Source organism: Tersicoccus solisilvae, from assembly GCF_014643255.1.
Classification (GTDB): domain Bacteria; phylum Actinomycetota; class Actinomycetes; order Actinomycetales; family Micrococcaceae; genus Tersicoccus; species Tersicoccus solisilvae.
Window position 1 is genome coordinate 80,303 of the sequence record NZ_BMJI01000004.1, and the last position, 23,692, is coordinate 103,994.

At 70.6% G+C, this 23,692-nt stretch carries 30 protein-coding genes; all 30 read right to left on the reverse strand.

The features are described 5' to 3' along the window. The 30 genes from rplF to pcaH all read right to left on the reverse strand — a co-directional run bounded on the left by rplF (position 1) and on the right by pcaH (position 23,654). Complete coding sequence (gene rplF, locus IEX22_RS05565; RefSeq protein WP_188667258.1) at positions 1 to 537, reverse strand: 50S ribosomal protein L6; 537 nt, start codon at positions 535 to 537, stop codon at positions 1 to 3. Between the two features lie 30 nt (positions 538 to 567). Then, the gene (gene rpsH, locus IEX22_RS05570; RefSeq protein WP_188667260.1) at positions 568 to 966 is read right to left on the reverse strand and encodes a 30S ribosomal protein S8; all 399 of its coding nucleotides are present in this window, start codon (positions 964 to 966) and stop codon (positions 568 to 570) included. Between the two features lie 79 nt (positions 967 to 1,045). After that, positions 1,046 to 1,642, reverse strand: coding sequence for a 50S ribosomal protein L5 (gene rplE, locus IEX22_RS05575; protein ID WP_188667262.1), 597 nt, complete (start codon positions 1,640 to 1,642; stop codon positions 1,046 to 1,048). Continuing rightward, positions 1,642 to 2,010: a 50S ribosomal protein L24 gene (rplX, locus tag IEX22_RS05580; RefSeq protein WP_188667264.1), complete on the reverse strand. Its 369-nt coding sequence runs from the start codon at positions 2,008 to 2,010 to the stop codon at positions 1,642 to 1,644. Before rplX ends, rplE begins: the two co-directional genes overlap by 1 nt. Positions 2,011 to 2,013: 3 nt before the next feature. Beyond that, positions 2,014 to 2,382, reverse strand: coding sequence for a 50S ribosomal protein L14 (gene rplN / locus IEX22_RS05585; protein ID WP_076693521.1), 369 nt, complete (start codon positions 2,380 to 2,382; stop codon positions 2,014 to 2,016). A gap of 213 nt (positions 2,383 to 2,595) precedes the next feature. Then, positions 2,596 to 2,901 (reverse strand): 30S ribosomal protein S17, encoded by a 306-nt coding sequence (gene rpsQ, locus IEX22_RS05590; protein WP_188667266.1) that lies wholly within the window; start codon positions 2,899 to 2,901, stop codon positions 2,596 to 2,598. Further along, entirely contained in the window at positions 2,898 to 3,239 is a 342-nt protein-coding gene (rpmC, locus tag IEX22_RS05595; protein ID WP_188667268.1) for a 50S ribosomal protein L29, read from the reverse strand. Before rpmC ends, rpsQ begins: the two co-directional genes overlap by 4 nt. Positions 3,240 to 3,241: 2 nt before the next feature. Further along, positions 3,242 to 3,658 carry a 50S ribosomal protein L16 gene (gene rplP / locus IEX22_RS05600; protein ID WP_188667271.1) on the reverse strand — a complete coding sequence of 139 codons (417 nt, stop codon included), beginning with the start codon at positions 3,656 to 3,658 and terminating at the stop codon, positions 3,242 to 3,244. Then, complete coding sequence (gene rpsC, locus IEX22_RS05605; protein WP_188667273.1) at positions 3,658 to 4,494, reverse strand: 30S ribosomal protein S3; 837 nt, start codon at positions 4,492 to 4,494, stop codon at positions 3,658 to 3,660. Before rpsC ends, rplP begins: the two co-directional genes overlap by 1 nt. Continuing rightward, positions 4,495 to 4,860 carry a 50S ribosomal protein L22 gene (gene rplV / locus IEX22_RS05610; RefSeq protein WP_188667275.1) on the reverse strand — a complete coding sequence of 122 codons (366 nt, stop codon included), beginning with the start codon at positions 4,858 to 4,860 and terminating at the stop codon, positions 4,495 to 4,497. 35 nt (positions 4,861 to 4,895) lie between these two features. Then, the gene (gene rpsS, locus IEX22_RS05615; protein ID WP_076693515.1) at positions 4,896 to 5,177 is read right to left on the reverse strand and encodes a 30S ribosomal protein S19; all 282 of its coding nucleotides are present in this window, start codon (positions 5,175 to 5,177) and stop codon (positions 4,896 to 4,898) included. A 12-nt stretch (positions 5,178 to 5,189) separates the two neighbouring features. Then, positions 5,190 to 6,029 (reverse strand): 50S ribosomal protein L2, encoded by an 840-nt coding sequence (gene rplB, locus IEX22_RS05620; RefSeq protein ID WP_188667277.1) that lies wholly within the window; start codon positions 6,027 to 6,029, stop codon positions 5,190 to 5,192. 33 nt (positions 6,030 to 6,062) lie between these two features. Next, positions 6,063 to 6,386, reverse strand: coding sequence for a 50S ribosomal protein L23 (gene rplW / locus IEX22_RS05625; RefSeq protein WP_188667279.1), 324 nt, complete (start codon positions 6,384 to 6,386; stop codon positions 6,063 to 6,065). Further along, on the reverse strand, positions 6,383 to 7,015 hold the full coding sequence (gene rplD / locus IEX22_RS05630) for a 50S ribosomal protein L4 (RefSeq protein ID WP_188667281.1): 633 nt from the start codon (positions 7,013 to 7,015) through the stop codon (positions 6,383 to 6,385). Before rplD ends, rplW begins: the two co-directional genes overlap by 4 nt. A 6-nt stretch (positions 7,016 to 7,021) precedes the next feature. Beyond that, positions 7,022 to 7,693 carry a 50S ribosomal protein L3 gene (gene rplC, locus IEX22_RS05635; protein ID WP_188667283.1) on the reverse strand — a complete coding sequence of 224 codons (672 nt, stop codon included), beginning with the start codon at positions 7,691 to 7,693 and terminating at the stop codon, positions 7,022 to 7,024. 13 nt (positions 7,694 to 7,706) lie between these two features. Continuing rightward, entirely contained in the window at positions 7,707 to 8,015 is a 309-nt protein-coding gene (gene rpsJ, locus IEX22_RS05640; protein WP_003803825.1) for a 30S ribosomal protein S10, read from the reverse strand. 529 nt (positions 8,016 to 8,544) lie between these two features. Next, positions 8,545 to 9,735, reverse strand: coding sequence for an elongation factor Tu (gene tuf / locus IEX22_RS05645; protein WP_188667285.1), 1,191 nt, complete (start codon positions 9,733 to 9,735; stop codon positions 8,545 to 8,547). A gap of 126 nt (positions 9,736 to 9,861) precedes the next feature. Continuing rightward, positions 9,862 to 11,979, reverse strand: coding sequence for an elongation factor G (fusA, locus tag IEX22_RS05650; RefSeq protein WP_188667287.1), 2,118 nt, complete (start codon positions 11,977 to 11,979; stop codon positions 9,862 to 9,864). Positions 11,980 to 12,050: 71 nt separating this feature from the next. Further along, entirely contained in the window at positions 12,051 to 12,521 is a 471-nt protein-coding gene (gene rpsG / locus IEX22_RS05655) for a 30S ribosomal protein S7 (RefSeq protein WP_188667289.1), read from the reverse strand. Further along, positions 12,521 to 12,895 (reverse strand): 30S ribosomal protein S12, encoded by a 375-nt coding sequence (rpsL, locus tag IEX22_RS05660; RefSeq protein WP_076704018.1) that lies wholly within the window; start codon positions 12,893 to 12,895, stop codon positions 12,521 to 12,523. The genes rpsG and rpsL overlap by 1 nt, the downstream gene beginning before the upstream one ends. Positions 12,896 to 13,171: 276 nt before the next feature. Beyond that, positions 13,172 to 15,952: an AAA family ATPase gene (locus IEX22_RS05665; RefSeq protein ID WP_188667291.1), complete on the reverse strand. Its 2,781-nt coding sequence runs from the start codon at positions 15,950 to 15,952 to the stop codon at positions 13,172 to 13,174. A gap of 83 nt (positions 15,953 to 16,035) precedes the next feature. Beyond that, positions 16,036 to 16,860, reverse strand: a complete 825-nt coding sequence (locus IEX22_RS05670) for an IclR family transcriptional regulator domain-containing protein (protein ID WP_188667293.1) — start codon at positions 16,858 to 16,860, stop codon at positions 16,036 to 16,038. Next, a complete protein-coding gene (locus tag IEX22_RS05675; protein WP_188667296.1) occupies positions 16,857 to 17,534 on the reverse strand; it encodes a 3-oxoacid CoA-transferase subunit B in 678 nt (225 codons plus the stop codon). The genes IEX22_RS05670 and IEX22_RS05675 overlap by 4 nt, the downstream gene beginning before the upstream one ends. Continuing rightward, on the reverse strand, positions 17,534 to 18,241 hold the full coding sequence (locus IEX22_RS05680; protein ID WP_188667298.1) for a 3-oxoacid CoA-transferase subunit A: 708 nt from the start codon (positions 18,239 to 18,241) through the stop codon (positions 17,534 to 17,536). The genes IEX22_RS05675 and IEX22_RS05680 overlap by 1 nt, the downstream gene beginning before the upstream one ends. A gap of 55 nt (positions 18,242 to 18,296) precedes the next feature. Further along, the gene (locus tag IEX22_RS05685; RefSeq protein WP_188667300.1) at positions 18,297 to 19,481 is read right to left on the reverse strand and encodes a thiolase family protein; all 1,185 of its coding nucleotides are present in this window, start codon (positions 19,479 to 19,481) and stop codon (positions 18,297 to 18,299) included. Between the two features lie 75 nt (positions 19,482 to 19,556). Continuing rightward, positions 19,557 to 19,976, reverse strand: a complete 420-nt coding sequence (gene pcaC / locus IEX22_RS05690; protein ID WP_188667302.1) for a 4-carboxymuconolactone decarboxylase — start codon at positions 19,974 to 19,976, stop codon at positions 19,557 to 19,559. Next, positions 19,969 to 20,826, reverse strand: a complete 858-nt coding sequence (locus tag IEX22_RS05695) for an alpha/beta fold hydrolase (RefSeq protein ID WP_188667304.1) — start codon at positions 20,824 to 20,826, stop codon at positions 19,969 to 19,971. Before IEX22_RS05695 ends, pcaC begins: the two co-directional genes overlap by 8 nt. Before the next feature lie 10 nt (positions 20,827 to 20,836). Next, positions 20,837 to 22,261: a lyase family protein gene (locus IEX22_RS05700; RefSeq protein WP_188667306.1), complete on the reverse strand. Its 1,425-nt coding sequence runs from the start codon at positions 22,259 to 22,261 to the stop codon at positions 20,837 to 20,839. After that, positions 22,258 to 22,848, reverse strand: a complete 591-nt coding sequence (gene pcaG, locus IEX22_RS05705; RefSeq protein WP_188667309.1) for a protocatechuate 3,4-dioxygenase subunit alpha — start codon at positions 22,846 to 22,848, stop codon at positions 22,258 to 22,260. Before pcaG ends, IEX22_RS05700 begins: the two co-directional genes overlap by 4 nt. Then, positions 22,845 to 23,654 (reverse strand): protocatechuate 3,4-dioxygenase subunit beta, encoded by an 810-nt coding sequence (gene pcaH, locus IEX22_RS05710; RefSeq protein ID WP_188667310.1) that lies wholly within the window; start codon positions 23,652 to 23,654, stop codon positions 22,845 to 22,847. The genes pcaG and pcaH overlap by 4 nt, the downstream gene beginning before the upstream one ends. Between the last annotated feature and the right edge of the window lie 38 nt (positions 23,655 to 23,692).

Sequence of the window (23,692 nt, forward strand, 5' to 3'; positions counted from 1 at the left end):
TTACTTACCAGCCTTTCCGACCTTGCGGCGGATCTGCTCGCCTGCGTACCGGATGCCCTTGCCCTTGTACGGGTCGGGACGGCGCAGTTTGCGGATGTTCGCGGCGACCTCGCCGACGCGCTGCTTGTCGATGCCGGTGACGGTGAGCCGGTTCGGGCCCTCCACCGTGAAGGTGATGCCGTCGGGGGCCTTGACCGGGACCGGGTGGGAGTACCCGAGCGCGAACTCGAGGTCCGCGCCCCGGGCCTGCACGCGGTAGCCGGTGCCCACGATCTCCAGCTTCTTCTCGTAGCCGGCGGTGACGCCGACGATGAGGTTGTTGATCAGGGAACGGGTCAGGCCGTGCAGCGAGCGGGACTCCCGCTCGTCGTCGGGCCGGGAGACCGTCAGCGTGCCCTCGTTCAGCGCGACCTCGATGGGGCTCGCCACGGTGTGGCTCAGCTCCCCCTTCGGGCCCTTGACGCTGACCTGGTTGCCGTCGATGCTGACATCGACACCGGCGGGCACGGCGATCGGGAGACGTCCGATTCGTGACATGGTGCTTTCCTTCCTTTCGTGTGCCCGCGACTACCAGACGTAGGCGAGGACTTCCCCGCCGACGCCCTTCTTGGCAGCCTGCTTGTCGGTCAGCAGACCGGAGGAGGTGGACAGGATCGCGATGCCGAGACCGCCGAGAACGTGCGGCAGGTTCGTGGACTTCGCGTACACCCGGAGGCCGGGCTTCGAGATACGGCGCACGCCGGCGATGGCCCGCTCACGGTTGGGGCCGAACTTCAGCGCGATGGTGAGGTTCTTGCCCACGCGGGCGTCCTCCTCGGACCAGTCGGCGATGTAGCCCTCGGCCTTGAGGATGTCGGCGACGCGGCCCTTGAGCTTGCTGTAGGGCATCGTCACCGCGTCGTGGTGAGCGGAGTTGGCGTTGCGCAGGCGCGTCAGCATGTCTGCGACTGGGTCTGTCATGGTCATTGGGCTGGTGCCCTTCCTCGACGTGGTTTCCGCGCTGTGCCCCGGGTAGGACGGCGTGCGGACCTGCGGCGTAGTGGTGTCAGTCGGTGGTGAACGGGAAGCCCAGTGCGCGCAGCAGCGCGCGGCCCTCGTCGTCGGTCTTCGCCGTGGTCACCACGGTGATGTCCATGCCCCGCGTGCGATCGATCCGATCCTGGTCGATCTCGTGGAACATGACCTGCTCGGTCAGGCCGAACGTGTAGTTGCCGTTGCCGTCGAACTGCTTCGGGCTCAGGCCGCGGAAGTCGCGGATGCGGGGCAGCGCGAGGCTGACCAGGCGGTCCACGAACTCCCACATGCGGTCACCGCGCAGGGTGGCGTGGGTACCGATGGGCATGCCCTCGCGCAGCTTGAACTGCGCGATGGACTTGCGGGCCTTCGTAACCATCGGCTTCTGGCCGGTGATCGCCGTCAGGTCGCGCACGGCGCCCTCGATCAGCTTCGAGTCCTTCGCCGCGTCGCCGACACCCATGTTCACGACGACCTTGACCAGGCCGGGAACCTGCATCGGGTTCGCGTAGGAGAACTCCTCCTGGAGCTTGCCCACGATCTCCGCGCGGTACTTCGCCTTCAGGCGCGGCGTGATCTTCTCGTCGGTGGCACCGGCGGTGCTGTTCATCTCTGTCGTCTCGCTCATCACAGGTCCTTACCGGAGGCCTTGGCCACGCGGATACGCACGGTGCGCTGCCGGCCGTCGCGCTCGACGGTGTCGATCCGGTAGCCCACGCGGGTCGGCTTCTTGGTCTCGGGGTCGACGACCGCCACGTTGGAGATGTGGATCGGCGCCTCGACGTGCTCGATGCCCCCGGTGCGGGTGCCGCGCTCGCTCTGCCCGGCCTTGGTGTGCTTGGTGACCCGGTTGATGCCCTCGACGAGGACACGGTTGGTCTCGGGGAACACCTTCAGGACCTTGCCCTGCTTGCCCCGGTCACCGCCGCGCTCGGCGCTGGCGCCGCTGATCACCTGGACCAGGTCGCCCTTCTTGATCTTGAACTTCTGAGCCATGGGTCAGAGCACCTCCGGCGCCAGCGAGATGATCTTCATGAAGCGCTTGTCGCGCAGCTCCCGCCCGACGGGCCCGAAGATGCGGGTGCCGCGGGGGTCGCCGTCGTTCTTCAGGATCACTGCGGCGTTCTCGTCGAACTTGATGTAGGACCCGTCGGGACGACGGCGCTCCTTCTTGGTGCGCACGATGACGGCCTTGACGACGTCACCCTTCTTGACGTTGCCACCGGGGATCGCGTCCTTGACGGTGGCGACGATCACGTCACCGATGCCTGCGTAGCGACGTCCGGAACCGCCGAGCACACGGATGGTGAGGATCTCCTTCGCACCCGTGTTGTCGGCGACCTTCAGTCGCGACTCCTGCTGAATCACTGTGTACTCCTGTCGTCGTGCCGGTTCTTCGCGTCCGCCCCGGAGTCCCGGGGACGGGCGAAGCCTGGCCGAACGGATATGGTCTGCGCGGGCCGTCCGGACCCGCGGGCCGGGCCGGAGCGGGGAAACACTCCCCCGCCACCGGCCCCGAGCCTCCGCCCTCCGCCGCCGTCGCTGTCCGCGACCGACGACACGGAGGGGCAGAGAGAGAGTTTACTTGGCCTTCTCGACGATCTCGACCAGCCGCCACCGCTTGGTGGCGGAGAGCGGCCGCGTCTCGCTGATCAGGACCAGGTCGCCGATGCCGGCGGTGTTCTGCTCGTCGTGCGCCTTCACCTTCGAGGTCCGGCGCAGCACCTTGCCGTACAGGGCGTGCTTGACGCGGTCCTCGACCTGCACGACCACGGTCTTGTCCATCTTGTCGGACACGACGTAGCCGCGGCGGGTCTTGCGGTACCCGCGGGACTTGGCGCCGGTGCCGTCGCCGGCGGCCGCGTTCTCGGTCACGTTCTCACTCACTTGGTCTCATCCTCGCTCGCTGCGGCGGCGGGCTCGTCCGCCGGAGTCTCCTCGGCCTTCTTGGACCGCCGCGTGGCCTTCTTCTCGGTCGGGGCCGGCTCGGCGGCCTTCGCCACGGCGGGGCGGATGCCCAGCTCGCGCTCGCGCAGCAGCGTGTAGATGCGGGCGATGTCCCGCTTGACCGCCTTGAGCCGCCCGTGGTTCTCGAGCTGGCCGGTCGCGGACTGGAAGCGCAGATTGAACAGCTCTTCCTTCGACTTGCGCAGCTCCTCGGTCAGCCGATCGTTGTCCAGCTCGGCGAGCTGATCGATGGCCAGGTCCTTGGTCCCCACTGCCATGTCTATTCACCACCTTCGCGGCGCACGATGCGCGCCTTGCACGGGAGCTTGTGGATGGCCAGGCGCAGGGCCTCGCGCGCCACCTCGTCGGTGACACCGGACAGCTCGAAGAGCACGCGTCCGGGCTTGACGTTGGCGACCCACCATTCGGGCGAACCCTTGCCGGATCCCATGCGGGTCTCGGCGGGCTTCTTGGTCAGCGGGCGGTCCGGGTAGATGTTGATCCAGACCTTGCCGCCACGCTTGATGTGACGCGTCATGGCGATACGAGCGGCCTCGATCTGCCGGTTGGTGATGTAGGCCGGGCTCAGCGCCTGGATGCCGTAGTCACCGAACGTCACCTGGGTACCGCCCGTGGCCTGCCCGGAGCGACCCGGGTGGTGCTGCTTGCGGTACTTCACTCGGCGTGGGATCAGCATTACTGCTCTCCTCCTTCAGCGCCTGCGCCGCTGGCGCCGGCCGGGGTGTTCTCGGCAGCCGCGGGGGCCTGGGCCTCGGGACGGTCACCGCGACGACGGCGATCGCCGCCACCGGCACGACCACCGCGGTCGCCCCGGTCCCCGCGCTCGCCACGGCCACGCGACGGCGCGGCCGCGGCCTGCGCCGCGAGCTCCTTGGCGGTGATGTCGCCCTTGTAGATCCAGACCTTCACGCCGATGCGGCCGAAGGTGGTCTTGGCCTCGAAGAAGCCGTAGTCGATGTTCGCGCGCAGCGTGTGCAGGGGCACCCGACCCTCGCGGTAGAACTCCGAGCGGCTCATCTCGGCACCGCCGAGGCGGCCGGAGCACTGGATCCGGATGCCCTTGGCGCCGGCCCGCTGCGCGGACTGCATGGCCTTCTTCATGGCACGGCGGAACGCCACCCGGGACGCGAGCTGCTCGGCGACGCCCTGCGCCACCAGCTGCGCCTCGATCTCGGGGTTCTTCACCTCGAGGATGTTCAGCTGCACCTGCTTGCCCGTGAGCTTCTCCAGCTCGCCGCGGATCCGGTCCGCCTCGGCGCCGCGGCGGCCGATGACGATGCCCGGGCGGGCGGTGTGGATGTCGACGCGGACGCGGTCGCGGGTGCGCTCGATCTCGACCTTGGCGATACCGGCGCGGTCCATGCCCTTGGACATGAGCTGGCGGATCTTCACGTCCTCGCGGACGAAGTCCTTGTAGCGCTGGCCGGCCTTGGTGCTGTCGGCGTACCAGTGCGACACGTGGTCGGTGGTGATCCCGAGGCGGAAGCCGTGCGGGTTGACTTTCTGTCCCACTTAGCGGACCTCCTCGTTCTGGGGCGTGGCGACGACGACGGTGATGTGGCTCGTGCGCTTGTTGATGCGGTAGGCGCGGCCCTGGGCCCGCGGCTGGAACCGCTTCATCGTCGGGCCCTCGTCGACGAACGCCTCCGAGACGACGACATCGTCCTCGTTGAAGGCGATGCTGTCGCGGTCGGCCTGGACGCGGGCGTTGGCCAGCGCGGAGGCGACGACCTTGTAGACCGGCTCGGACGCGCTCTGCGGGGCGAACTTCAGGATCGCCAGCGCCTCGTTCGCCTGCTTGCCACGAATCAGGTTGACGACGCGCCGGGCCTTCATCGGCGTGACGCGGATGTGCCGCGCGACTGCCTTGGCTTCCATTGCTTTCCTTCTCTCGTCTTGACGAAGAGCGGCGCCTAGCGGCGCTTGCCCTTCTTGTCGTCCTTCACGTGGCCGCGGAAGGTCCGGGTCGGGGCGAACTCACCGAGCTTGTGACCGACCATGGACTCCGTGACGAACACCGGCACGTGCTTGCGCCCGTCGTGCACGGCGATCGTGTGACCGAGCATGTCGGGGATGATCATCGACCGGCGGGACCAGGTCTTGATGACGTTCTTCGTGCCCTTGTCGTTCTCGTTGGCGACCTTCACGAACAGGTGCTGGTCGACGAAGGGGCCCTTCTTCAGGCTGCGAGGCATTGTCCGCCGCTCCTATCGCTTGTTCTTGCCAGTACGACGGCGACGCACAATCAGCTTGTCGCTCTCCTTCTTCCGACTCCGGGTCCGCCCCTCGGGCTTGCCGTTCGGGTTGACGGGGTTGCGACCACCGGAGGTCTTGCCCTCGCCACCACCATGCGGGTGGTCGACCGGGTTCATGGCCACACCGCGCACCGTCGGGCGGATACCCCGCCACCGGTTGCGGCCGGCCTTGCCCCAGCTGATGTTCGACTGCTCGGCGTTGCCGACCTCGCCGACGGTGGCACGGCAGCGCACGTCGACGTTGCGGATCTCGCCGGAGGGCAGCCGCAGCTGGCCGAACCGGCCCTCCTTCGCCACCAGCTGCACGGACGCACCGGCGGAGCGGGCCAGCTTGGCCCCGCCGCCCGGGCGCAGCTCGACGGCGTGGATCACGGTGCCGACGGGGATATTGCGCAGCGGCAGGTTGTTGCCGGGCTTGATGTCGGCGCCGGCGCCGGACTCGACGAAGTCGCCCTGCTTGAGCCGGTTCGGCGCGATGATGTAGCGCTTCGTGCCGTCCACGTAGTGCAGGAGGGCGATGCGGGCGGTGCGGTTCGGGTCGTACTCGATCTCCGCGACGCGCGCGTCGACGCCGTCCTTGTCGTGCCGGCGGAAGTCGATCAGCCGGTACTGGCGCTTGTGGCCACCGCCCTTGTGCCGGGTGGTGATCTTGCCGGTGTTGTTCCGGCCGCCCTTCTTGGGCAGCGGCCGCACCAGGGACTTCTCCGGAGTGCTCCGGGTGATCTCTGCGAAGTCGGCGACGGACGAGCCTCGCCGGCCCGGCGTCGTCGGCTTGTACTTACGGATAGCCATGGGTTCTCAGTTCCTCGCTAAAGTGGTCTCCGCTCAGCCGAGCGGACCGCCGAAGATGTCGATCGTGCCCTGCTTGAGGGTGACGATGGCGCGCTTGGTGCCCTTGCGCTGACCCCAACCGAACTTCGTCCGCTTGCGCTTGCCGACACGGTTGAGGGTGTTCACGGACTCGACCGAGACGGAGAAGATCTTCTCGATCGCGTGCTTGATCTCGGTCTTGTTGGCCCGGGGGTCCACCAGGAAGGTGTACTTGCCCTCGTCGATCAGGCCGTAGCTCTTCTCCGAGACGACCGGCGCGAGGATGATGTCCCGCGGGTCCTTGACGTGGATGGCACTGCTGGTGCTCTGCGTGCTCACTTGGCTTCCTCCTGCGACTTGCCGGCGGCAGCCACGAACGCCTCGTAGGCGGCCTGGGTGAAGACGACGTCGTCGGCGACCAGCACGTCGTAGGTGTTGAGCTGGTCGGCGTACAGGGCGTGCACGCTCGTCAGGTTGCGCACCGACAGGGCCGCCACGTCGTTGCCCCGCTCGAGGACGACGAGCACGGACCGGCGATCGGTGAGCTCACCGAGGACGGCCAGGGCCGCCTTGGTGGAGGCCGTGGTCCCCTCGACGAGGCTGCTGACCACGTGCACCCGGCCGTACCGGGCGCGATCGGACAGCGCGCCGCGCAGGGCGGCGGCCTTCATCTTCTTGGGGGTCCGCTGCGAGTAGTCGCGCGGGGTGGGCCCGTGCACGACGCCGCCACCGGTCATGTGCGGGGCGCGGACGGAACCCTGACGGGCCCGGCCGGTGCCCTTCTGCTTGAACGGCTTGCGACCGGCACCGGCGACCTCGCCGCGGTTCTTGGTCTTGTGCGTGCCCTGGCGGGCGGCGGCCAGCTGGGCCACGACCACCTGGTGCAGCAGCGGCACGTTGGTCTGGACGTCGAAGATGTCCGCCGGCAGGTCGACCGCGACGGTCTTCGCACTCTGTGTAGTAGCCATGGGTTGTTACGCTCCCTGAGTTTCGTTGGCCTTGACGGCGGAACGGACCAGGACGACCGAGCCGCGCGGGCCGGGGACGGCGCCCTTGAGCAGCAGCAGCGAGTTCTCGGCGTCGACGCCGTGCACGAGCAGGTTCAGCGTGGTCTGACGGACGGCGCCCATCCGGCCGGCCATCCGCAGGCCCTTGAACACGCGGCCGGGCGTGGAGGCCCCACCGATCGAACCGGGCTTGCGGTGGTTCTTGTGCGCACCGTGGGAGGCGCCCACGCCGTGGAAGCCGTGCCGCTTCATGACGCCGGCGAAGCCCTTGCCCTTGGTGGTGCCGATGACGTCGACGCGCTGGCCGGCGGCGAAGGTCTCCACGGAGAGCTCCTGGCCGAGCTGGTACTCGGCGGCGTCGGCGGTGCGCAGCTCGACGACGTGGCGGCGGGGGGTGACACCGGCCTTCGCGAAGTGACCGGCCAGCGGCTGGGTCACCTTGCGCGGGTCGATGGCGCCGTAACCGATCTGGACGGCGGAGTAGCCGTCGGTCTGCGCGTCGCGCAGCGCGGTGATGACGTTCGAGTCAGCCTTGACGACGGTCACCGGCACGAGACGGTTGTTCTCGTCCCAGACCTGGGTCATGCCGAGCTTGACGCCCAGCAGACCCTTCACCTGGCGGGTGAGATGGTGTGTCATGTCGATGCGATCCTCAGAGTTTGATTTCGATGTTCACGTCGGCCGGCAGGTCGAGGCGCATGAGCGAGTCGACGGCCTTCGGCGTGGGGTCGATGATGTCGATCAGACGCTTGTGGGTGCGCATCTCGAAGTGCTCGCGGCTGTCCTTGTACTTGTGCGGCGAACGGATGACGCAGTAGACGTTCTTCTCGGTCGGCAGCGGGACCGGGCCCACCACCGTCGCACCGGCGCGCGTCACCGTCTCCACGATCTTCCGGGCTGAGACGTCAATGACCTCGTGGTCATAGGACTTCAGCCGAATGCGGATCTTCTGTCCCGCCATGGCGTCGCCACTCTCTTTCTTCACGTGCTCTCTGGTGGAAATGAATCCCTTGTCAGGTGGGCCGGCTCCCGCCTGCCCACCGCCGTCACCTGGGCTGAATCCGGACGATTCCGGGTTCCTCAACCCACCGCGGCTCCGACCCCCGCACTCGGGCGTGTCGCCTGGCCTGCGCAACACGATTCCCGGGTTCTGCTGTGGGGGTGGTCGTCTCCGTGCCCTGCCGCGGACCGCCGGTCCTCCCCCGTGCCGTCCGGCGTCCGTCGACGCTCCGGCCGGGGTGCTGTTCATGCTGACCGGCCGAGCCGGTCGGCGACGCACATGGCAGGGCGCGCGAACAACTCATCCAGTCTGCCAGACCCGGGCGTGCCCTGCAAATCGGCGGGGTGAGAGGCCCCTCACTTCGCACGGCACGTGGCCGTCTGCCGGCAGTGCGCCGGGAACGGCGAAGGGCCCCGGCACGATGCCGGGGCCCTTCGTCGAGTGGTCCTGTCCGGGTGACCGTCCTCAGACGTTCACCCGGACGAGGGGGTCACTTGTTGATCTTGGTGACGCGACCCGAGCCGACGGTCCGGCCACCCTCACGGATGGCGAAGCCGAGGCCCTCCTCCATGGCGATCGGCTGGATCAGCTCGACCGACATCTCGGTGTTGTCGCCCGGCATGACCATCTCGGTGCCCTCGGGCAGCGTGATGACGCCAGTGACGTCGGTGGTCCGGAAGTAGAACTGCGGACGGTAGTTCGAGTAGAACGGGTTGTGACGCCCACCCTCGTCCTTGGACAGGATGTAGACGTTCGCCTCGAAGTTGGTGTGCGGGGTGATCGAACCCGGCTTCACCACGACCTGGCCACGCTCGACGTCGTCGCGCTTGAGGCCACGGAGCAGCAGGCCACAGTTCTCGCCGGCCCACGCCTCGTCGAGCTGCTTGTGGAACATCTCGATGCCGGTGACCGTGGTCTTCTGGACCGGACGGATGCCGACGATCTCGACCTCGGAGTTGATGGCCAGCGTGCCACGCTCGGCACGGCCGGTCACCACGGTGCCGCGACCGGTGATCGTGAAGACGTCCTCGATCGGCATCAGGAACGGCTTGTCCTTGTCACGGACCGGATCCGGGATGTAGGTGTCCACGGCCTCCATCAGGTCCTCGACGGACTTGACCCACTCCGCGTCGCCCTCGAGGGCCTTCAGGCCGGAGGTGCGGATGACGGGCGCGTTGTCGCCGTCGAACTCCTGGGAGGAGAGCAGCTCGCGCACCTCCATCTCGACCAGGTCGAGCAGTTCCTCGTCGTCGACCATGTCCGACTTGTTCAGCGCCACCAGCAGGGCCGGCACGCCGACCTGGCGGGCCAGCAGCACGTGCTCGCGAGTCTGCGCCATCGGGCCGTCGGTCGCCGCGACCACGAGGATCGCGCCGTCCATCTGCGCCGCACCGGTGATCATGTTCTTGATGTAGTCGGCGTGACCCGGGGCGTCCACGTGAGCGTAGTGACGCTTGTCGGTCTGGTACTCCACGTGGGAGATGTTGATGGTGATGCCGCGCTGCTTCTCTTCGGGAGCAGAGTCGATGGACGAGAAGTCGCGCTGCTCGTTCAGGTCCGGGTACTTGTCGGCAAGCACCTTCGAGATGGCAGCGGTCAACGTGGTCTTACCGTGGTCGACGTGACCGATGGTACCGATGTTGACGTGCGGCTTAGTCCGCTCGAACTTTGCCTTCGCCACGGGGTTCCTCCTAGAACATTGGTGGTGTAGAGAAGTCGCTTCCAGCTGGCGCAGGCGCCGCTACTGAAACCCGACCAAGTCTACGTGGGGTTTGATGGTGGGGGAAATCAGCTCCCCGACCTGCGACTACTCGCCGCGGGTCTTCTGGATGATCTCGTCGGCCACGTTCTTCGGGACCTCCGAGTAGCTGTCGAACTGCATCGAGTACACCGCGCGGCCCTGGGTGCGGGAGCGCAGATCGCCGATGTAGCCGAACATCTCGGACAGCGGCACGTTGGCACGCACCACCTTCACGCCGCTGGCGTCCTCCATGGACTGGATCTGCCCGCGCCGCGAGTTCAGGTCGCCGATGACGTCGCCCATGTACTCCTCCGGCGTACGCACCTCGACCGCCATCAGCGGTTCGAGGAGCACCGGGTTGGCACGCTTGGCGCCTTCCTTGAACACCATGGAGCCGGCGATCTTGAACGCCATCTCCGAGGAGTCGACGTCGTGGTAGGCGCCGTCGAGCAGGGTCGCCTTCACGCCCACGAGCGGGTAGCCCGCCAGCACGCCGAACTGCATGGCGTCCTGGATGCCCGCGTCCACCGAGGGGATGTATTCGCGGGGGATGCGGCCGCCGGTGACCTTGTTCTCGAACTCGTAGAACGTGCCGTCGGACGTGTCCAGCGGCGCGAAGGACATCTGCACCTTCGCGAACTGGCCGGAGCCACCGGTCTGCTTCTTGTGCGTGTAGTCGACCTTCTCGACGACGCGCTTGATGGTCTCCCGGTAGGCGACCTGCGGCTTGCCGACGTTGGCCTCGACCCGGAACTCACGGCGCATGCGGTCCACCAGGATGTCCAGGTGGAGCTCGCCCATGCCGCCGATCTCGGTCTGGCCGGTCTCCTCGTTCAGCGAGACGGTGAAGGTCGGGTCCTCGGCCGAGAGCTTCTGGATGGCCGTGGAGAGCTTCTCCTGGTCACCCTTCGTCTTCGGCTCGATGGCCACGAAGATCACCGGCTCGGGGAACGACATCGACTCGAGGACGATCGGCTGGTTCGGATCGCACAGGGTGTCCCCCGTGGTGGTGTCCTTCAGCCCGACGACCGCGTAGATGTGGCCGGCGTAGACCTCGTCGACCGGGTTCTCCTTGTTGGCGTGCATCTGGAAGAGCTTCCCGATGCGCTCCTTCTTGGACTTGGTGGAGTTGAGCACCTGGGAGCCGGCGGCCACCTTGCCCGAGTACACCCGGACGAAGGTGAGCTGGCCGAAGAACGGGTGCGAGGCCACCTTGAACGCGAGGGCCGAGAACGGCTCGTCACGCGAGGGCTTGCGGGAGAGCTCGGTCTCCTCGTTCTTCGGGTCGTGCCCGATCATCGGCGGCACGTCGATCGGGGACGGCAGGTAGTCGATGACCGCGTCGAGCATCGGCTGCACGCCGCGGTTCTTGAACGCCGAGCCACACAGGACCGGGTAGATCCGCGAGTTGACGGTCAGTTCCCGGATGCCGGCCTTGAGCTCCTCGATGGACAGCTCTTCGCCCTCGAGGTACTTCTCCATCAGCTCGTCGGACGCCTCCGCGACGGCCTCGACGAGGTCCGCGCGGTACTGCTCGGCCCGCTCCCGCAGATCCTCCGGGATCTCCTGGGTCTCGTAGTGCGCGCCCATGGTCACGTCGCCCTTGGCGTCGCCCGGCCACACGAAGGCCTTCATGGTGAGCAGGTCGACGACGCCGATGAAGTCGTTCTCCGCGCCGATCGGCAGCTGCAGCACCAGCGGCTTCGCGCCGAGCCGGTTGACGATGGTGTCGACGGTGAAGTAGAAGTCCGCGCCGAGCTTGTCCATCTTGTTGACGAAGCAGATGCGCGGGACGTCGTACTTGTCCGCCTGGCGCCACACGGTCTCCGACTGGGGCTCCACGCCCTCCTTGCCGTCGAACACCGCGACGGCGCCGTCGAGGACGCGCAGGGACCGCTCCACCTCGACGGTGAAGTCCACGTGGCCGGGCGTGTCGATGATGTTGATCTGGTTGTTGTTCCAGAAGCAGGTCACCGCGGCGGAGGTGATGGTGATGCCGCGTTCCTTCTCCTGCTCCATCCAGTCGGTCGTCGAGGCGCCGTCGTGGGTCTCGCCGATCTTGTGGTTCACACCCGTGTAGAAGAGGATGCGCTCCGTGGTGGTGGTCTTACCGGCATCGATGTGCGCCATGATGCCGATGTTGCGAACCTTGGTGAGGTCGGTGAGCACGTCCTGTGCTGCCACGTGATTGCCTTTCGTTGCGGCTTGACTTCAGGTCCGCCGGGCCCGGGACGGGCCCGGCGGGATGCCGGTGCCTACCAGCGGTAGTGCGCGAAGGCCTTGTTGGACTCGGCCATCTTGTGGGTGTCCTCGCGGCGCTTGACCGCGGCACCCAGGCCGTTCGAGGCGTCGAGGATCTCGTTCTGCAGGCGCTCGGTCATCGTCTTCTCGCGGCGCGCCTTGGCGTAGCCGACGAGCCAGCGCAGGGCCAGGGCGGTCGCGCGACCGGCCTTGACCTCGACGGGGACCTGGTAGGTCGCGCCGCCGACGCGGCGGGACTTGACCTCGAGGGTCGGCCGGACGTTGTCCATGGCCTTCTTCAGGGTGGCGACGGGGTCCGCGCCGGACTTCGTCTGCGCGCCGGTGAGGGCGCCGTAGACGATCCGCTCGGCGGTGGACTTCTTGCCGTCGACCAGGACCTTGTTGATCAGCTGGGTGACCAGCGGGGAGCCGTAGATCGGGTCGTTGACGAGCGGCCGCTTGGGGGCCGGGCCCTTGCGAGGCATTACTTCTTCTCCTTCTTCGCGCCGTAACGGCTCCGCGCCTGCTGGCGGTTCTTGACACCCTGGGTGTCCAGGGCGCCGCGGACGATCTTGTAGCGCACGCCCGGCAGGTCCTTCACGCGACCGCCGCGCACCAGCACGATGGAGTGCTCCTGCAGGTTGTGGCCGACACCCGGGATGTACGCCGTGACCTCGACGCCGCCGTTGAGCTTGACGCGGGCCACCTTCCGCAGCGCCGAGTTCGGCTTCTTCGGGGTGGTCGTGTAGACGCGGGTGCACACGCCGCGCTTCATCGGGTTGCCCTTGAGGGCGGGCGCCTTGGTCTTGGCGACCTTGGGTGAGCGGCCCTTCCGGACCAACTGCTGGATCGTAGGCACTACATATTCTCCGTTTGTATCTCGGGATCAGGACCGGTGGATCACATCTGTCTGCCTGACGTCCAGATCCGCCTCGACGGGGAAGCGCGGGGCTTCGGACCCGGGTCGGGAGCGGTGGAAATGGTGCAGACACCGACTATCAAGACTACTCCCGCGGCGCACGCCGAGTCAAAACTTGTGGGCAGGAGCAAGCGATGGCATTCGTACACAAGACGCGTGTAACCGGAACGAATCCACTGCCACTTGACAACGTGGTCGAGTCTACCACCGGGCGGCTCAGTCGCCCTCACCGGCCGCCGGGGCCCCCTGCAGCCGCGCCATCAGCTCGGCCCGGGACCGCACCTGGGCCTTGCGGTAGATCCGGGTCAGGTTGCCCTCGACCGTCTTCTCGCTCAGGTGCAGTCGCTCCGCCATCGCGGCGGTGCTCGCGCCGGTGAGCACCTCGTCGGCGATCTGCCGTTCCCGGTCGGTGAGCCGCAGCCGGTCGTGCGGGTCGGCACCGCCGGCCGCCGCGGCGGCCCGATCCCGCAGGCCGGCGGCGAGCTCGCACCAGTGCGGGGACGGGATCCGTTCGAAGGCGTCGGCCGCGGTCGCCGCGTACCAGCGGACCAGTTCCGCCGTCGCGGCGGGCCGCAATCCGCCGACGGCGTACCGGCAGGCGACCAGGTGGGTGAGGAAGGCGTTGACCCACGGGTTGGCCAGGCCCGGGCCGCCGTCGAGGACGTCGGCGACGACGGCGTCGAGCTGCTCCCGCGGCGCCGCGATCACCCGGCAGCGGCTCCGCAGCACGGCGGCGAGCGGGAAGGGGGCCGGGCCGTCGCCGAGCTCCTCCAGCACCGCGGCCGCCGTGCGCTGCGCGCCGGTGAGGCGACCGGCACCCAGCATCGCCTCCGCCAGGTCCGTCGCGATGCTCAGCGGCAGCGACCCGCGCACGCCCAGGCCCCGGACGGCGCGCAGCAGCGTGTCGAGCACCTTGACGGCGTCGCCGGCGCGGCCGCGGCTGACGAGGTCGGCGGCGCGCAGCTGGTCGAGCAGCACCCGCACCATGGCCGGCGGCTCCCCCCACGGCAGCGTCCCGACGGCGTCGTCGAACGGGGTGCCCCCGTGGACGAGCGCCCGGGCCCGCACCAGGGTGGCCAGGGCATGGCTGAGGCGCCCCGAATAGATGGGAGCCGTCTCGGCCGCCTCGACGGCGCGGCGCAGGCCGGCCGTCAGGTCGCCGGTCTCCACGTCGATCCACGCCTCGCAGGCCTGCAACCACGGCAGCGCCGCCAGCCCTCCGGTGCGCTCGGCCATCTCCCGGCCGTGAGCGAGCGCGGCGCGGGCTCCGCCGAGGTCCTGGACGAGCAGCAGCAGCAGGCCGGCGGCCAGGCTGTACTGCACGTCCTCGTGGGCGGGCGCGGAGGCACGCACCCGGTCCACGTCCGCCCCGTCGAGCGTGCCCGCGAGGTAGCCGAGCATCGCGTGGGCGACCGGAACGAGCGCCGCCACCGGGTGGCCCGCCAGCGCGGAGGGGAGCCGGGCGAGCCGGGCGGCGTCCTCCGGCACCTCGTCGGCCCGCAGCTCGACGACCAGCAGCTGGGCGCGCACCGCCGCGTGCAGGGGCGCGAGCACCCCGGGCACGGGGCCGGGATGCGGCGGTTCCTGCCCGTCCCACGAGTGGATCAGGGCCCGGTAGAGGGCGATCTCCTCCCGCAGCGCGTCGGTGTCCGCCTCCCGCATGGCCTCCTGCAGCAGGTCGCCGGCGCGCGTCGAGACGTGCGTCGCGTTCAGCGCCGCCTCCAGGAGCAGCAGCGCCCGGGTGTGCCGGTCGGTGGCCAGGTCGGCCGCGCGCTCGTACGACTGGCTGGCCCGGGCCCGATCCTGTCGCCCCGCGCACTCGCGCGCGTGGGCGGCCAGCGCGGCGCTCAGCTCCGCGTCGGGTCCCGCAGCCGCGGCGACCCGTTGCCACAGGGCGGCGTCGGGCCAGCCCTGGGCGGCGAGCGCGGCCGCGAGCGCGGTCCGGGCGTCGCGCAGCTCCTCCGGGTCCGCCATGGCGAGGATCGCCTGCCGTACCAGCGGGTGGCGCACGTCGACGCCCTGACCGCTGGTGCGCACGGCGTCGCGGGCGAGCAGCGCGTCGACGGCACGCCGGGCGAGAGTGGTGTCGGCGCCGGTCGGATCCGGAGGCGTGCCGTCGTCGGCGCGCAGGGCGCCCGCGAGGATCTCGACGGTCGACCGCTGTTCGCAGGCGATCAGGACGGCCGCCCGGCGCTGCAGCGGGGACAGGTCGCTGAACCGGCGGGAGTAGGCGCGGACCAGCCGGACGGCCGCCGCGCTGGGCACCCGGGCGTGGTCACTGAGCACGAAATCGGTGATCTCCTCGGATCGGGCCGACTCGAGGATGGCCAGGGGGTTGCCGGCGGTGGCCCGGACCAGCTCGGCCAGCACGTCGTGCGGGACGGCGACCCCGTAGCCGGAGAGCATCGCGCGGGCCTCGTCCTCGGTCAGCCCGTCGAGGCGGATCTGCTCGTACTCCGTCTCCAGGGTCGCGCCGTCGGGGATGGCGACGAAGGCGGCGACGCGGTCGTGCTGCAGGTGGTTGGCGACGAATGTGAACACCTTCAGGCTGCCGTCGTCGAGGTGCTGGGCGTCGTCCATGAGGATCAGCAGGGGGTGGTCGCGGGACGCGATCCGCAGCAGGTCCGTGACACCCGTCGCCAGGGCGATCTCGCCGCGGACCGGGGGCCCGAGGGCGAGCGCTCCCTCCACGGCGGCGCGACGCGGGGCGCTGAGCCGGTCCAGATACCCCGTGAGCGGCTCGACCAGCATCGACAGGGCGGCCAGCGGCATCCCCGACAGGCGGGAGGAGGTCCGCACCCACAGCACGCGGAAGTCGGGACAGGTCCGCTCGAGCTGCTCCAGCAGGGCGGTCTTGCCGACGCCGGGAGCCCCGCGCAGCACCGCCGCGCAGGGCCGTCCGCGGCGGGCGTCGTTGACCAGCCGCTGCAGACGGGCGAGCTCGGTGGCGCGGCCGACCAGCGTGACGGCCGGCGTCGAGGTCCCCGGGCTCGTCATGTCCTCATGCTGTCACTGCGCGCGCTGGGCGGCAACGCGGTGCCGACTGGGTGGGGCCTGGACCGCGGGGGACGCCGGCGGGGTCACGGCGCCGCGATCCGCACCCCCGCACCGGGTGAGCGCAGGTCCGCCGAGATGGCGGCGGCGGTGGCCAGCAGCCCCTCCAGGACGGCGGCTCCCGGCTCCGGGGAGGGGCTGTGCAGGGCGGACATCGAGACGTTCACGGCGGCCACCACCTCACCGGACGCCCCGTGCACGGGGGCGGCGGCGGATCGCAGCCCCGCCTCCAGTTCCTGGTCCACGACGGCGTACCCCTGCGCTCGGACCCGGTCGATCTCCCGCAGCAGCGCGGTGCGATCGGTGAGGGTGCGGGAGGTCAGGGCGGTGGGCGGGAACCGGTCGAGCAGGTCCGCGGCCTCCGCCGCCGGCTGCGCGGCGAGCAGCACCCGCCCCATCGACGTCGCATACGCCGGGAACCGCGTGCCCACGCTGATGCCGACCATCATCAGCCGCCGGGTCGCGACGCGGGCGACGTAGACGATCTCCGCGCCGTCGAGCACGGAGGCGGACGTCGACTCCCCCAACCGGGCGGACAGGGCCTCGAGGTGCGGTTGGGCGATGTCGGTCAGCCCCATCGACGACAGGTACGCGTACCCGAGGCGGAGGACCTGCGGGGTGAGCCGGAACAGCCGGCCGTCCGTGCGGACGTAGCCCAGCTCGACGAGGGTGAGCAGGAACCGCCGGGCCGTGGCGCGGGTCAGGCCGGTGCGCCGGGCCACGTCGGAGAGGGAGAGTTCGGCGTGCGCGGCGTCGAACGCCCGGATCACCTCCAGTCCCCGCGCCAGCGACTGGACGAACTGGTCGCCGGGAGCGCTCGCCGCGGCGACGCCCTCCCGGTCGGGGGTCATCGGCCGGCCGTTCCGTCGATCAGATCGAAGCCGACCATCCGTTCCACGTCGGCAAAGCTCGCGCCGAAGGTCTCCCGGACCCGCACGCCGTCGGCCGTGATCAGGAACACCGCGTACTCGGTGTAGACCCGGCTGACGCAGCCGACGCCGGTGAGCGGGTAGCTGCACGCCTCGACCAGTTTGCTGGCCCCGTCCCGGGTGCGCAGGTTCATCATGACGAAGACGTCCCTGGCACCGGTGGCCAGGTCCATGGCACCGCCGACGGCGGGGATGGCGTCCGGGGCGCCGGTGTGCCAGTTGGCCAGGTCTCCGGTGGCGGAGACCTGGAACGCTCCGAGCACGCAGACGTCCAGGTGGCCCCCGCGCATCATCGCGAAGGAGTCGGCGTGGTGGAAGTAGGAGGCGCCCGGCAGTTCGGTCACGGGGATCTTGCCGGCGTTGATGAGGTCGGGGTCGATCTCGTCGCCCTGCGCCGCCGGGCCCATGCCGAGCATGCCGTTCTCGGTGTGCAGGAAGACGCCCGAGTCGTCGCCGAGGTGGTCGGCCACCTTCGTGGGCTGGCCGATGCCGAGGTTGACGTAGGCGCCCTGCGGGATGTCCGCCGCGACGACCGCCGCCATCTCGTCCCGGCTCAGCGGCTCGTCGTGGGTCACGTCCGCGCTGGTCGTGGTCATCACTGTCCCTCTCCCGTGCTGGGTGCCTCGGTGCCGGCCGGTGCCGTGGGGGTGATGCGCACGACCCGGTCGACGTAGATGCCCGGGGTCACGATGACCTCCGGGTCGAGCCGGCCGATCTCGACCAGCTCGCTCACCTGGACCACGGACGTCGCGGCGGCGGCGGCCATGATCGGGCCGAAGTTGCGGGCGGTCTTGCGGTAGACCAGGTTGCCGCGCTTGTCGGCCGTGAGCGCCTTGACCAGGGCGATGTCCCCGGCGATCGGGTACTCGAGCACCTGCACCCGGCCGTCGATCTCGCGGGTCTCCTTGCCCTCGGCCAGCGGGGTGCCGGCACCCGTGGGGGTGAAGAACGCGCCGATGCCGGCCCCGGCCGCACGGATCCGCTCCGCCAGGTTGCCCTGCGGCACCAGTTCGAGCTCGATCTTCCCCGCCCGGTACAGGCCGTCGAAGATCTGCGAGTCGGACTGCCGTGGGAAGGAGCAGATGATCTTGCGCACCTGCCCGGCGGCCAGGAGCGCGGCGAGGCCCTGCTCCCCGTTGCCGGCGTTGTTGTTCACCACGGTGAGGTCCTTGACCCCGGTGCGCCGGACGGCGTCGATCAGCTCCATGGGCTGGCCGGCGGTGCCGAAACCGCCGATCAGCACGGTGTCGCCGTCCTTGATCGGGGCGACGGCCTCGTCGGCGTCCGCTGCGATGGTCAGCACGGGGTGGGCTCCTTCTGCCGGGGATTCGGGGGCACGGCCTGGCGGCCGCGGGTGCTCATGCCGTGACGTTCTCGACGACGACGGCGAGGCCCTGACCGACGCCGATGCAGATGGCGGCCACGCCGTAGCGCCGGCCCGTCTCCTGCAGGCGGGCGGTCAGGGTGCCGAGGATGCGGCCGCCGGACGCGCCGAGGGGGTGGCCGATGGCGATGGCGCCGCCCCGGGCGTTGACGATGTCCTCGTCGATCCCCCACGCCTGGACGCACGCGACCGACTGGACGGCGAACGCCTCGTTCAGTTCGACGGCGCCGACGTCGGACCAGCCGATCCCGGCGCGGGCGAGCGCCCGGTTGGCGGCCTCGACGGGGGCGAAGCCGAAGTCGCGCGGGTCCAGAGCGTGCGTACCGCGGCCGATGATCCGGGCACGTGGGCGGGCCCCGATCCGCTCGCCGGCCGCCTCGCTGCCGAGCAGGACGGCGGACGCGCCGTCGTTCAGGGGGGAGGCGTTGCCGGCGGTGATGGTGCCGTCCGGCCGGAACACGGTGCGCAGCCCGCCGAGCTGCTCCACGGTGCTGGCAGCACGGATCGACTCGTCGCGGGCGAGGTCGGTACCCGGCACGGGCACCGTCAGGTCGGCGTAGAAGCCCTCCGACCAGGCCGCGTCGGCGAGCTGGTGGGACCGGTGCGCGAACTCGTCCTGACGGGCACGGCTGACGTCGTGCTTCTCGCGCAGCTGCTCGTTGGCCTCCCCGAGCGAGACGGTCCACTCCTGGGGCATGTTCCGGTTGACCAGGCGCCAGCCCAGGGTGGTGGACGCCAGCGACAGGTCGCCGGCCGGGTACGGCTTCTCCGTCTTGGGCAGCACCCAGGGCGCCCGGCTCATCGACTCCACGCCGCCGGTGAGGACGAGGTCCGCGTCGCCGGTCTCGATCTGCCGGGAGGCGATCATCGCGGCGTCCAGGCTCGAGCCGCACAGCCGGTTCACGGTCGTACCGGGCACGGACACCGGCAGACCGGCCAGCAGCACGGCCATCCGCGCGACGTTGCGGTTCTCCTCGCCGGCGCCGTTCGCGTTGCCGAGGATGACCTCCTCGATCGCCTCCCCGGCCAGACCCGGGGTCCGCTCGAGCACGGCGCCGACGACGACGGCGGCGAGGTCGTCCGGACGGACGGAGGCCAGCGCCCCGCCGAACCGACCGAACGGGGTGCGCACGGCGTCGTAGATATAGGCCTGGGACATGGGTCTCCGTTCCCGCGGCCGCCACGGCGACCGGGTGTTCGCTAGACGAACAAGTGTGCGTTATATGAACACACCCTAGGCGGGCGGTTCGTCCCGGTCAAGGTCGGCGAACACGCGCTGGGCGACGGCGAAGGCCGTGTTGGCGGAGGGGACGCTGCAGTAGATCGCGCTCTGCAGCAGCACCTCCTTGATCTCGTCCCGGGTCAGCCCGTTGGTGAGCGCCGCCCGCACGTGCATGGCGAGCTCCTCCGTGTGACCGCCGGCGATCATGGCGGTGAGCGTGATCATGGACCGGCTGCGCCGGTCGAGTCCCGGCCGGGTCCAGATGGTGCCCCACGCGAACCGGGTGATCAGGTCCTGGAAGTCGGCGGTGAAGTCGTCGACCCGGGCGTTGGCCCGGTCGACGTGCGCGTCGCCGAGCACCTGCCGCCGCACCGCCATGCCGGCGTCGTACACCTCGCGCTGGGTGCGGTCGTCGGGCGTGGGCTCACTCATCGTCCGCTCCTGCCGCGGTGGCGTGCTGCCCGGCGCCGGCGGGCGCCGGGCCGAGGAAGAGGTCGCGGAGCAACGCCGCGGTCGCGTCGGGGTCCTCGGCGGGGGCCAGGTGGGCGACGCCGGGCAGCTCGACGGCGCGGCCGTCACGCACGTGGTCGGCGATCTCGCGGGCCAGCCCGATCGGGGCGACCTCGTCGGCCGCACCGGCCACCGCGAGCACGGGCACGGCGATCTCGCCGAGCCGGTCGCGGACGTCGAAGCCGGCCAGCACCTCGCACACGCGGGCGTAGCTGAACCGGTCGGCGTGCTGCAGGGAACTGAGCAGGGCGGTGGCCGTCGGCGCCTCACGGGCCAGGAAGCCGGGCGCGAACCAGCGCTGCGCGGAGCCGGTCACCATCACCGGCGTGCCCGAGGCGCGCACCGTCTCGGCCCGCTCGCGCCAGGCGGCGGGGTCCCCGATCTTCGCCCCGGAGCAGATGATCGCGGCCGCGCTGAACCGGTCCGGGGCAGCCAGGAGCAGCTGCAGCCCGGTGGCGCCGCCGACGGAGACGCCCGCGTAGCCGACGGGCGCGGCGCCGTTCCCGGTCGCCGGCAGGGTGCGGTCCATCAGCTCCAGGACGCCGGCGGCGAGCTCGGCGATGGTGAGCGGCTCGACGTGCGGGGCGGACGTGCCGTGCCCGGGCAGGTCCCAGGCGATCAGGTCCAGGTCGTCCGCCAGGCGGTCCGCGGTGCGCTGCCACAGGGGCTGCGCGGCCGTGCCGAGCGAGGGGCCGAGCACGACGAGCGGGCGGGTGCGTCCCTCGACGGCGGGGCGGCGGAAGTCGACGGCGGTGAGCCGGGGAACGGTCACGGGTGCTCCTTCACTGTGTGCGGGTGTCGCGGTGCTGGGCGGCCGCGGCGCTCGCGGCGACGACGCCGTCGACGAGTTCGCCGGCCGCACCGAGGTAGCGGGTGGGGTCGAGCAGGTCGTCGAGGCCGGCGTCGTCGAGCGACGCGGCGGGCACGGCCGCGCGCAGGTCGGCTCGCAGTCGCGCGGTGCCGGCCTCCCCCGACCCGGCGGTGGCCAGCATGGCGGTGAGCCGGTCCTTGGGGGAGGACGGGCCCGAGCCGGCGGTGCCGCCGGGGACGCCGGCGAGCAGGGGGGCGGCGACGGCGGTGATCCGCTCGCTGAGCACGGCCGGCGCGGCATCGCGCAGCGTGGCCAGCATCCGGTCCTCGTGCACGACGAGGCCCCCGGTCAGCTCCGCCGCGGACGCGGCCGCGGCGGGGACCAGGCGCAGCAGCGTGGTCAGGGCCGGCCACTCGGTGTGCCAGGCGCCGTCGGGCCGCTCGTCGTCGGCCAGGGCGGCCGCCAGGTGCAGCTGGGCCATCAGGTGCGGGACGGTCAGGGCGGTACGGCGGATCAGCACGGAGAGCACCGGGTTGCGCTTCTGCGGCATCGCGGAGGAGCCCCCGCGACCCGGCGCGGCCGGTTCGGCGAGCTCGGCGATCTCGGGCCGGCCGAGCAGGACCACGTCGGTGGCGATCTTGCCCAGCGCGTCCGCGAGCAGCGTGAACGCCCCGGCCGCCTCGACGAGGCGCAGCCGCGCGGTGTGCCAGGGGGCGGCGGCCGGCAGGCCGAGCCGGCCGGCGAACCGCTCCACGAGGTCGAGCGGTGCGACGCCGGTGCCCTCGACGAGGGTGCCCACCGCGGCCAGCGTGCCGCTCGCGCCCCCGCACTGGACCGGCAGCCGCGCCACCCGCTCGTGCAGCGCGTCCAGGGCCACGTCGACGCCCTGGAGCCACGTCGCGGCCTTCAGGCCGAACGTGTAGGGCACCGCGTGCTGGGCCAGCGTTCGGCCGACCATCGGAGTGTCCCGGTGGGTCGTGGCCAGGTCCCGGAGGTTCCCGGCCACGGCCTCGGCGTCGGCGAGCGTGCTGGCGGCGGCACGGCGGAGCAGCAGCACGAGGGCCGTGTCGATGACGTCCTGGCTGGTCAGACCGCGGTGTACCCACCGGACGGCGTCCGCGTCGACGGCGCCGACGGCGCGCCGGAGCTGGGTCAGCAGCGGGATCAGGGCGTTCGCTCCGCCCTCCGCCTCCGCCGCGAGCGCGGTCAGATCGAGGCTGCCGACGACGGCCGCGGCGGCGACGGCGTCGGCCGCGGCCGCCGGGGCGACGCCGAGGTCCGCCTGGGCGCGGACCCAGGCACTCTCGACGTCGAGCATGGCCTGCGCGAAGGCGGTGTCCCCGACGGCGTCCGCGGTCGCCGCGGTGCCGGGGGCGAAGAGGAGCGAATCGCTCACGGATCGATGCCGTCGAAGGCGAGGAACACCGTCTCCCCCTCACCCTGCAGGTGGACGTCGAACCGCAGGGCGCCGTCGGCCTCGCGCTCGGCCACCAGGGTGGCGCGCCGATCGGCCGGCAGGGACGCGAGCAGCCGGTCGGCGTCCAGCGCCGCCGTGTCCTCGGGCAGGTAGATCCGGGTGAACAGCCGGTTGAGCAGACCGCGGGCGAACACCGTCATCGCGATGAAGGGGGCGGCGCCCTCCTCGGTGGGGCCGGGGTTCACGGTGGTGAACGTGTAGTTCCCCGCGTTGTCCACGGCCGCACGCCCGAAGCCGGTGAAGGTGTACCCGTCGCGCAGGAGCGATCCGGGGGCCTGGGAGACGGCACCGTCCTCGTCGGCCTGCCAGATCTCGAGCATGGCGTCGGGGATGGGGTCGCCGGCGCCGTCGTACACCGTTCCGTGCAACCGGACGGCCCGCGGATGGTGCGCCCCGACCAGCTCGGGTCCCTTCTCGTAGGGCAGGGCGTAGCCGTAGAACGGGCCGATCGTCTGTCCGGGGGTGGGGACGAGGTCGCCCTCGGCCCGGGTGCTCGGATTGCTCACTGGTCCTCCTCCTCCATCCAGGTGCGGTTGCTGCCGGAGAGCACGATGTCCCACCGGTAGCCGGTGGCCCACTCGTGCTCGGTGATGTCGTGGTCGTAGGTCGCCACCAGTCGCTCCCGCGCCTTCGGGTCGACGATGGACTGGTAGATCGGGTCCAGGTCGAACAGGGGATCCCCGGGGAAGTACATCTGGGTGATCATCCGCTGCGTGAAGTCCGTGCCGAACAGGGAGAAGTGGATGTGGGCGGGGCGCCACGCGTTGTGGTGGTTCTTCCACGGATAGGGGCCGGGCTTGATGGTGGTGAACCGGTAGTTCCCGTCGCCGTCCGTGAGGCACCGGCCGACGCCGGTGAAGTTCGGGTCGATCGGGGCGGGGTGCTGGTCCCGCTTGTGGATGTAGCGGCCCGCCGAGTTGGCCTGCCAGATCTCCACGAGCTGGTTGCGGACCGGCCGGCCGGCGCCGTCGAGCACCCGGCCGGTCACGATCATCCGCTCGCCGATCGGGTCCCCGTTGTGCTGGATGGTCAGGTCGGCCTCGAGCGCGTGGACGTCCTGGTGGCCGAAGGCGGGGGCCCACAGCTCGATGGTCTCCGGGTCGGCGTGGTGCAGGTCCTTCGTGGGATGACGCAGGATCGAGCTGCGGTAGGGCCGGTAGTCGATCCGCGGCTGCGTCTCCTCGGTTCCGCCGCGGCGATATTCCTCCCCCAGCGCCGAGATCTCCGCGCTGACGACCGCCTGCGTGTCGGCGGCGTCGTCGGACGAGAGCGGGGTGACGTGGTCGAACGTCTCGGGATCGTCAGAGGCCATGGGCCCTCCTCGGGGAGTCGGGTGGGCGGCCGACCGGT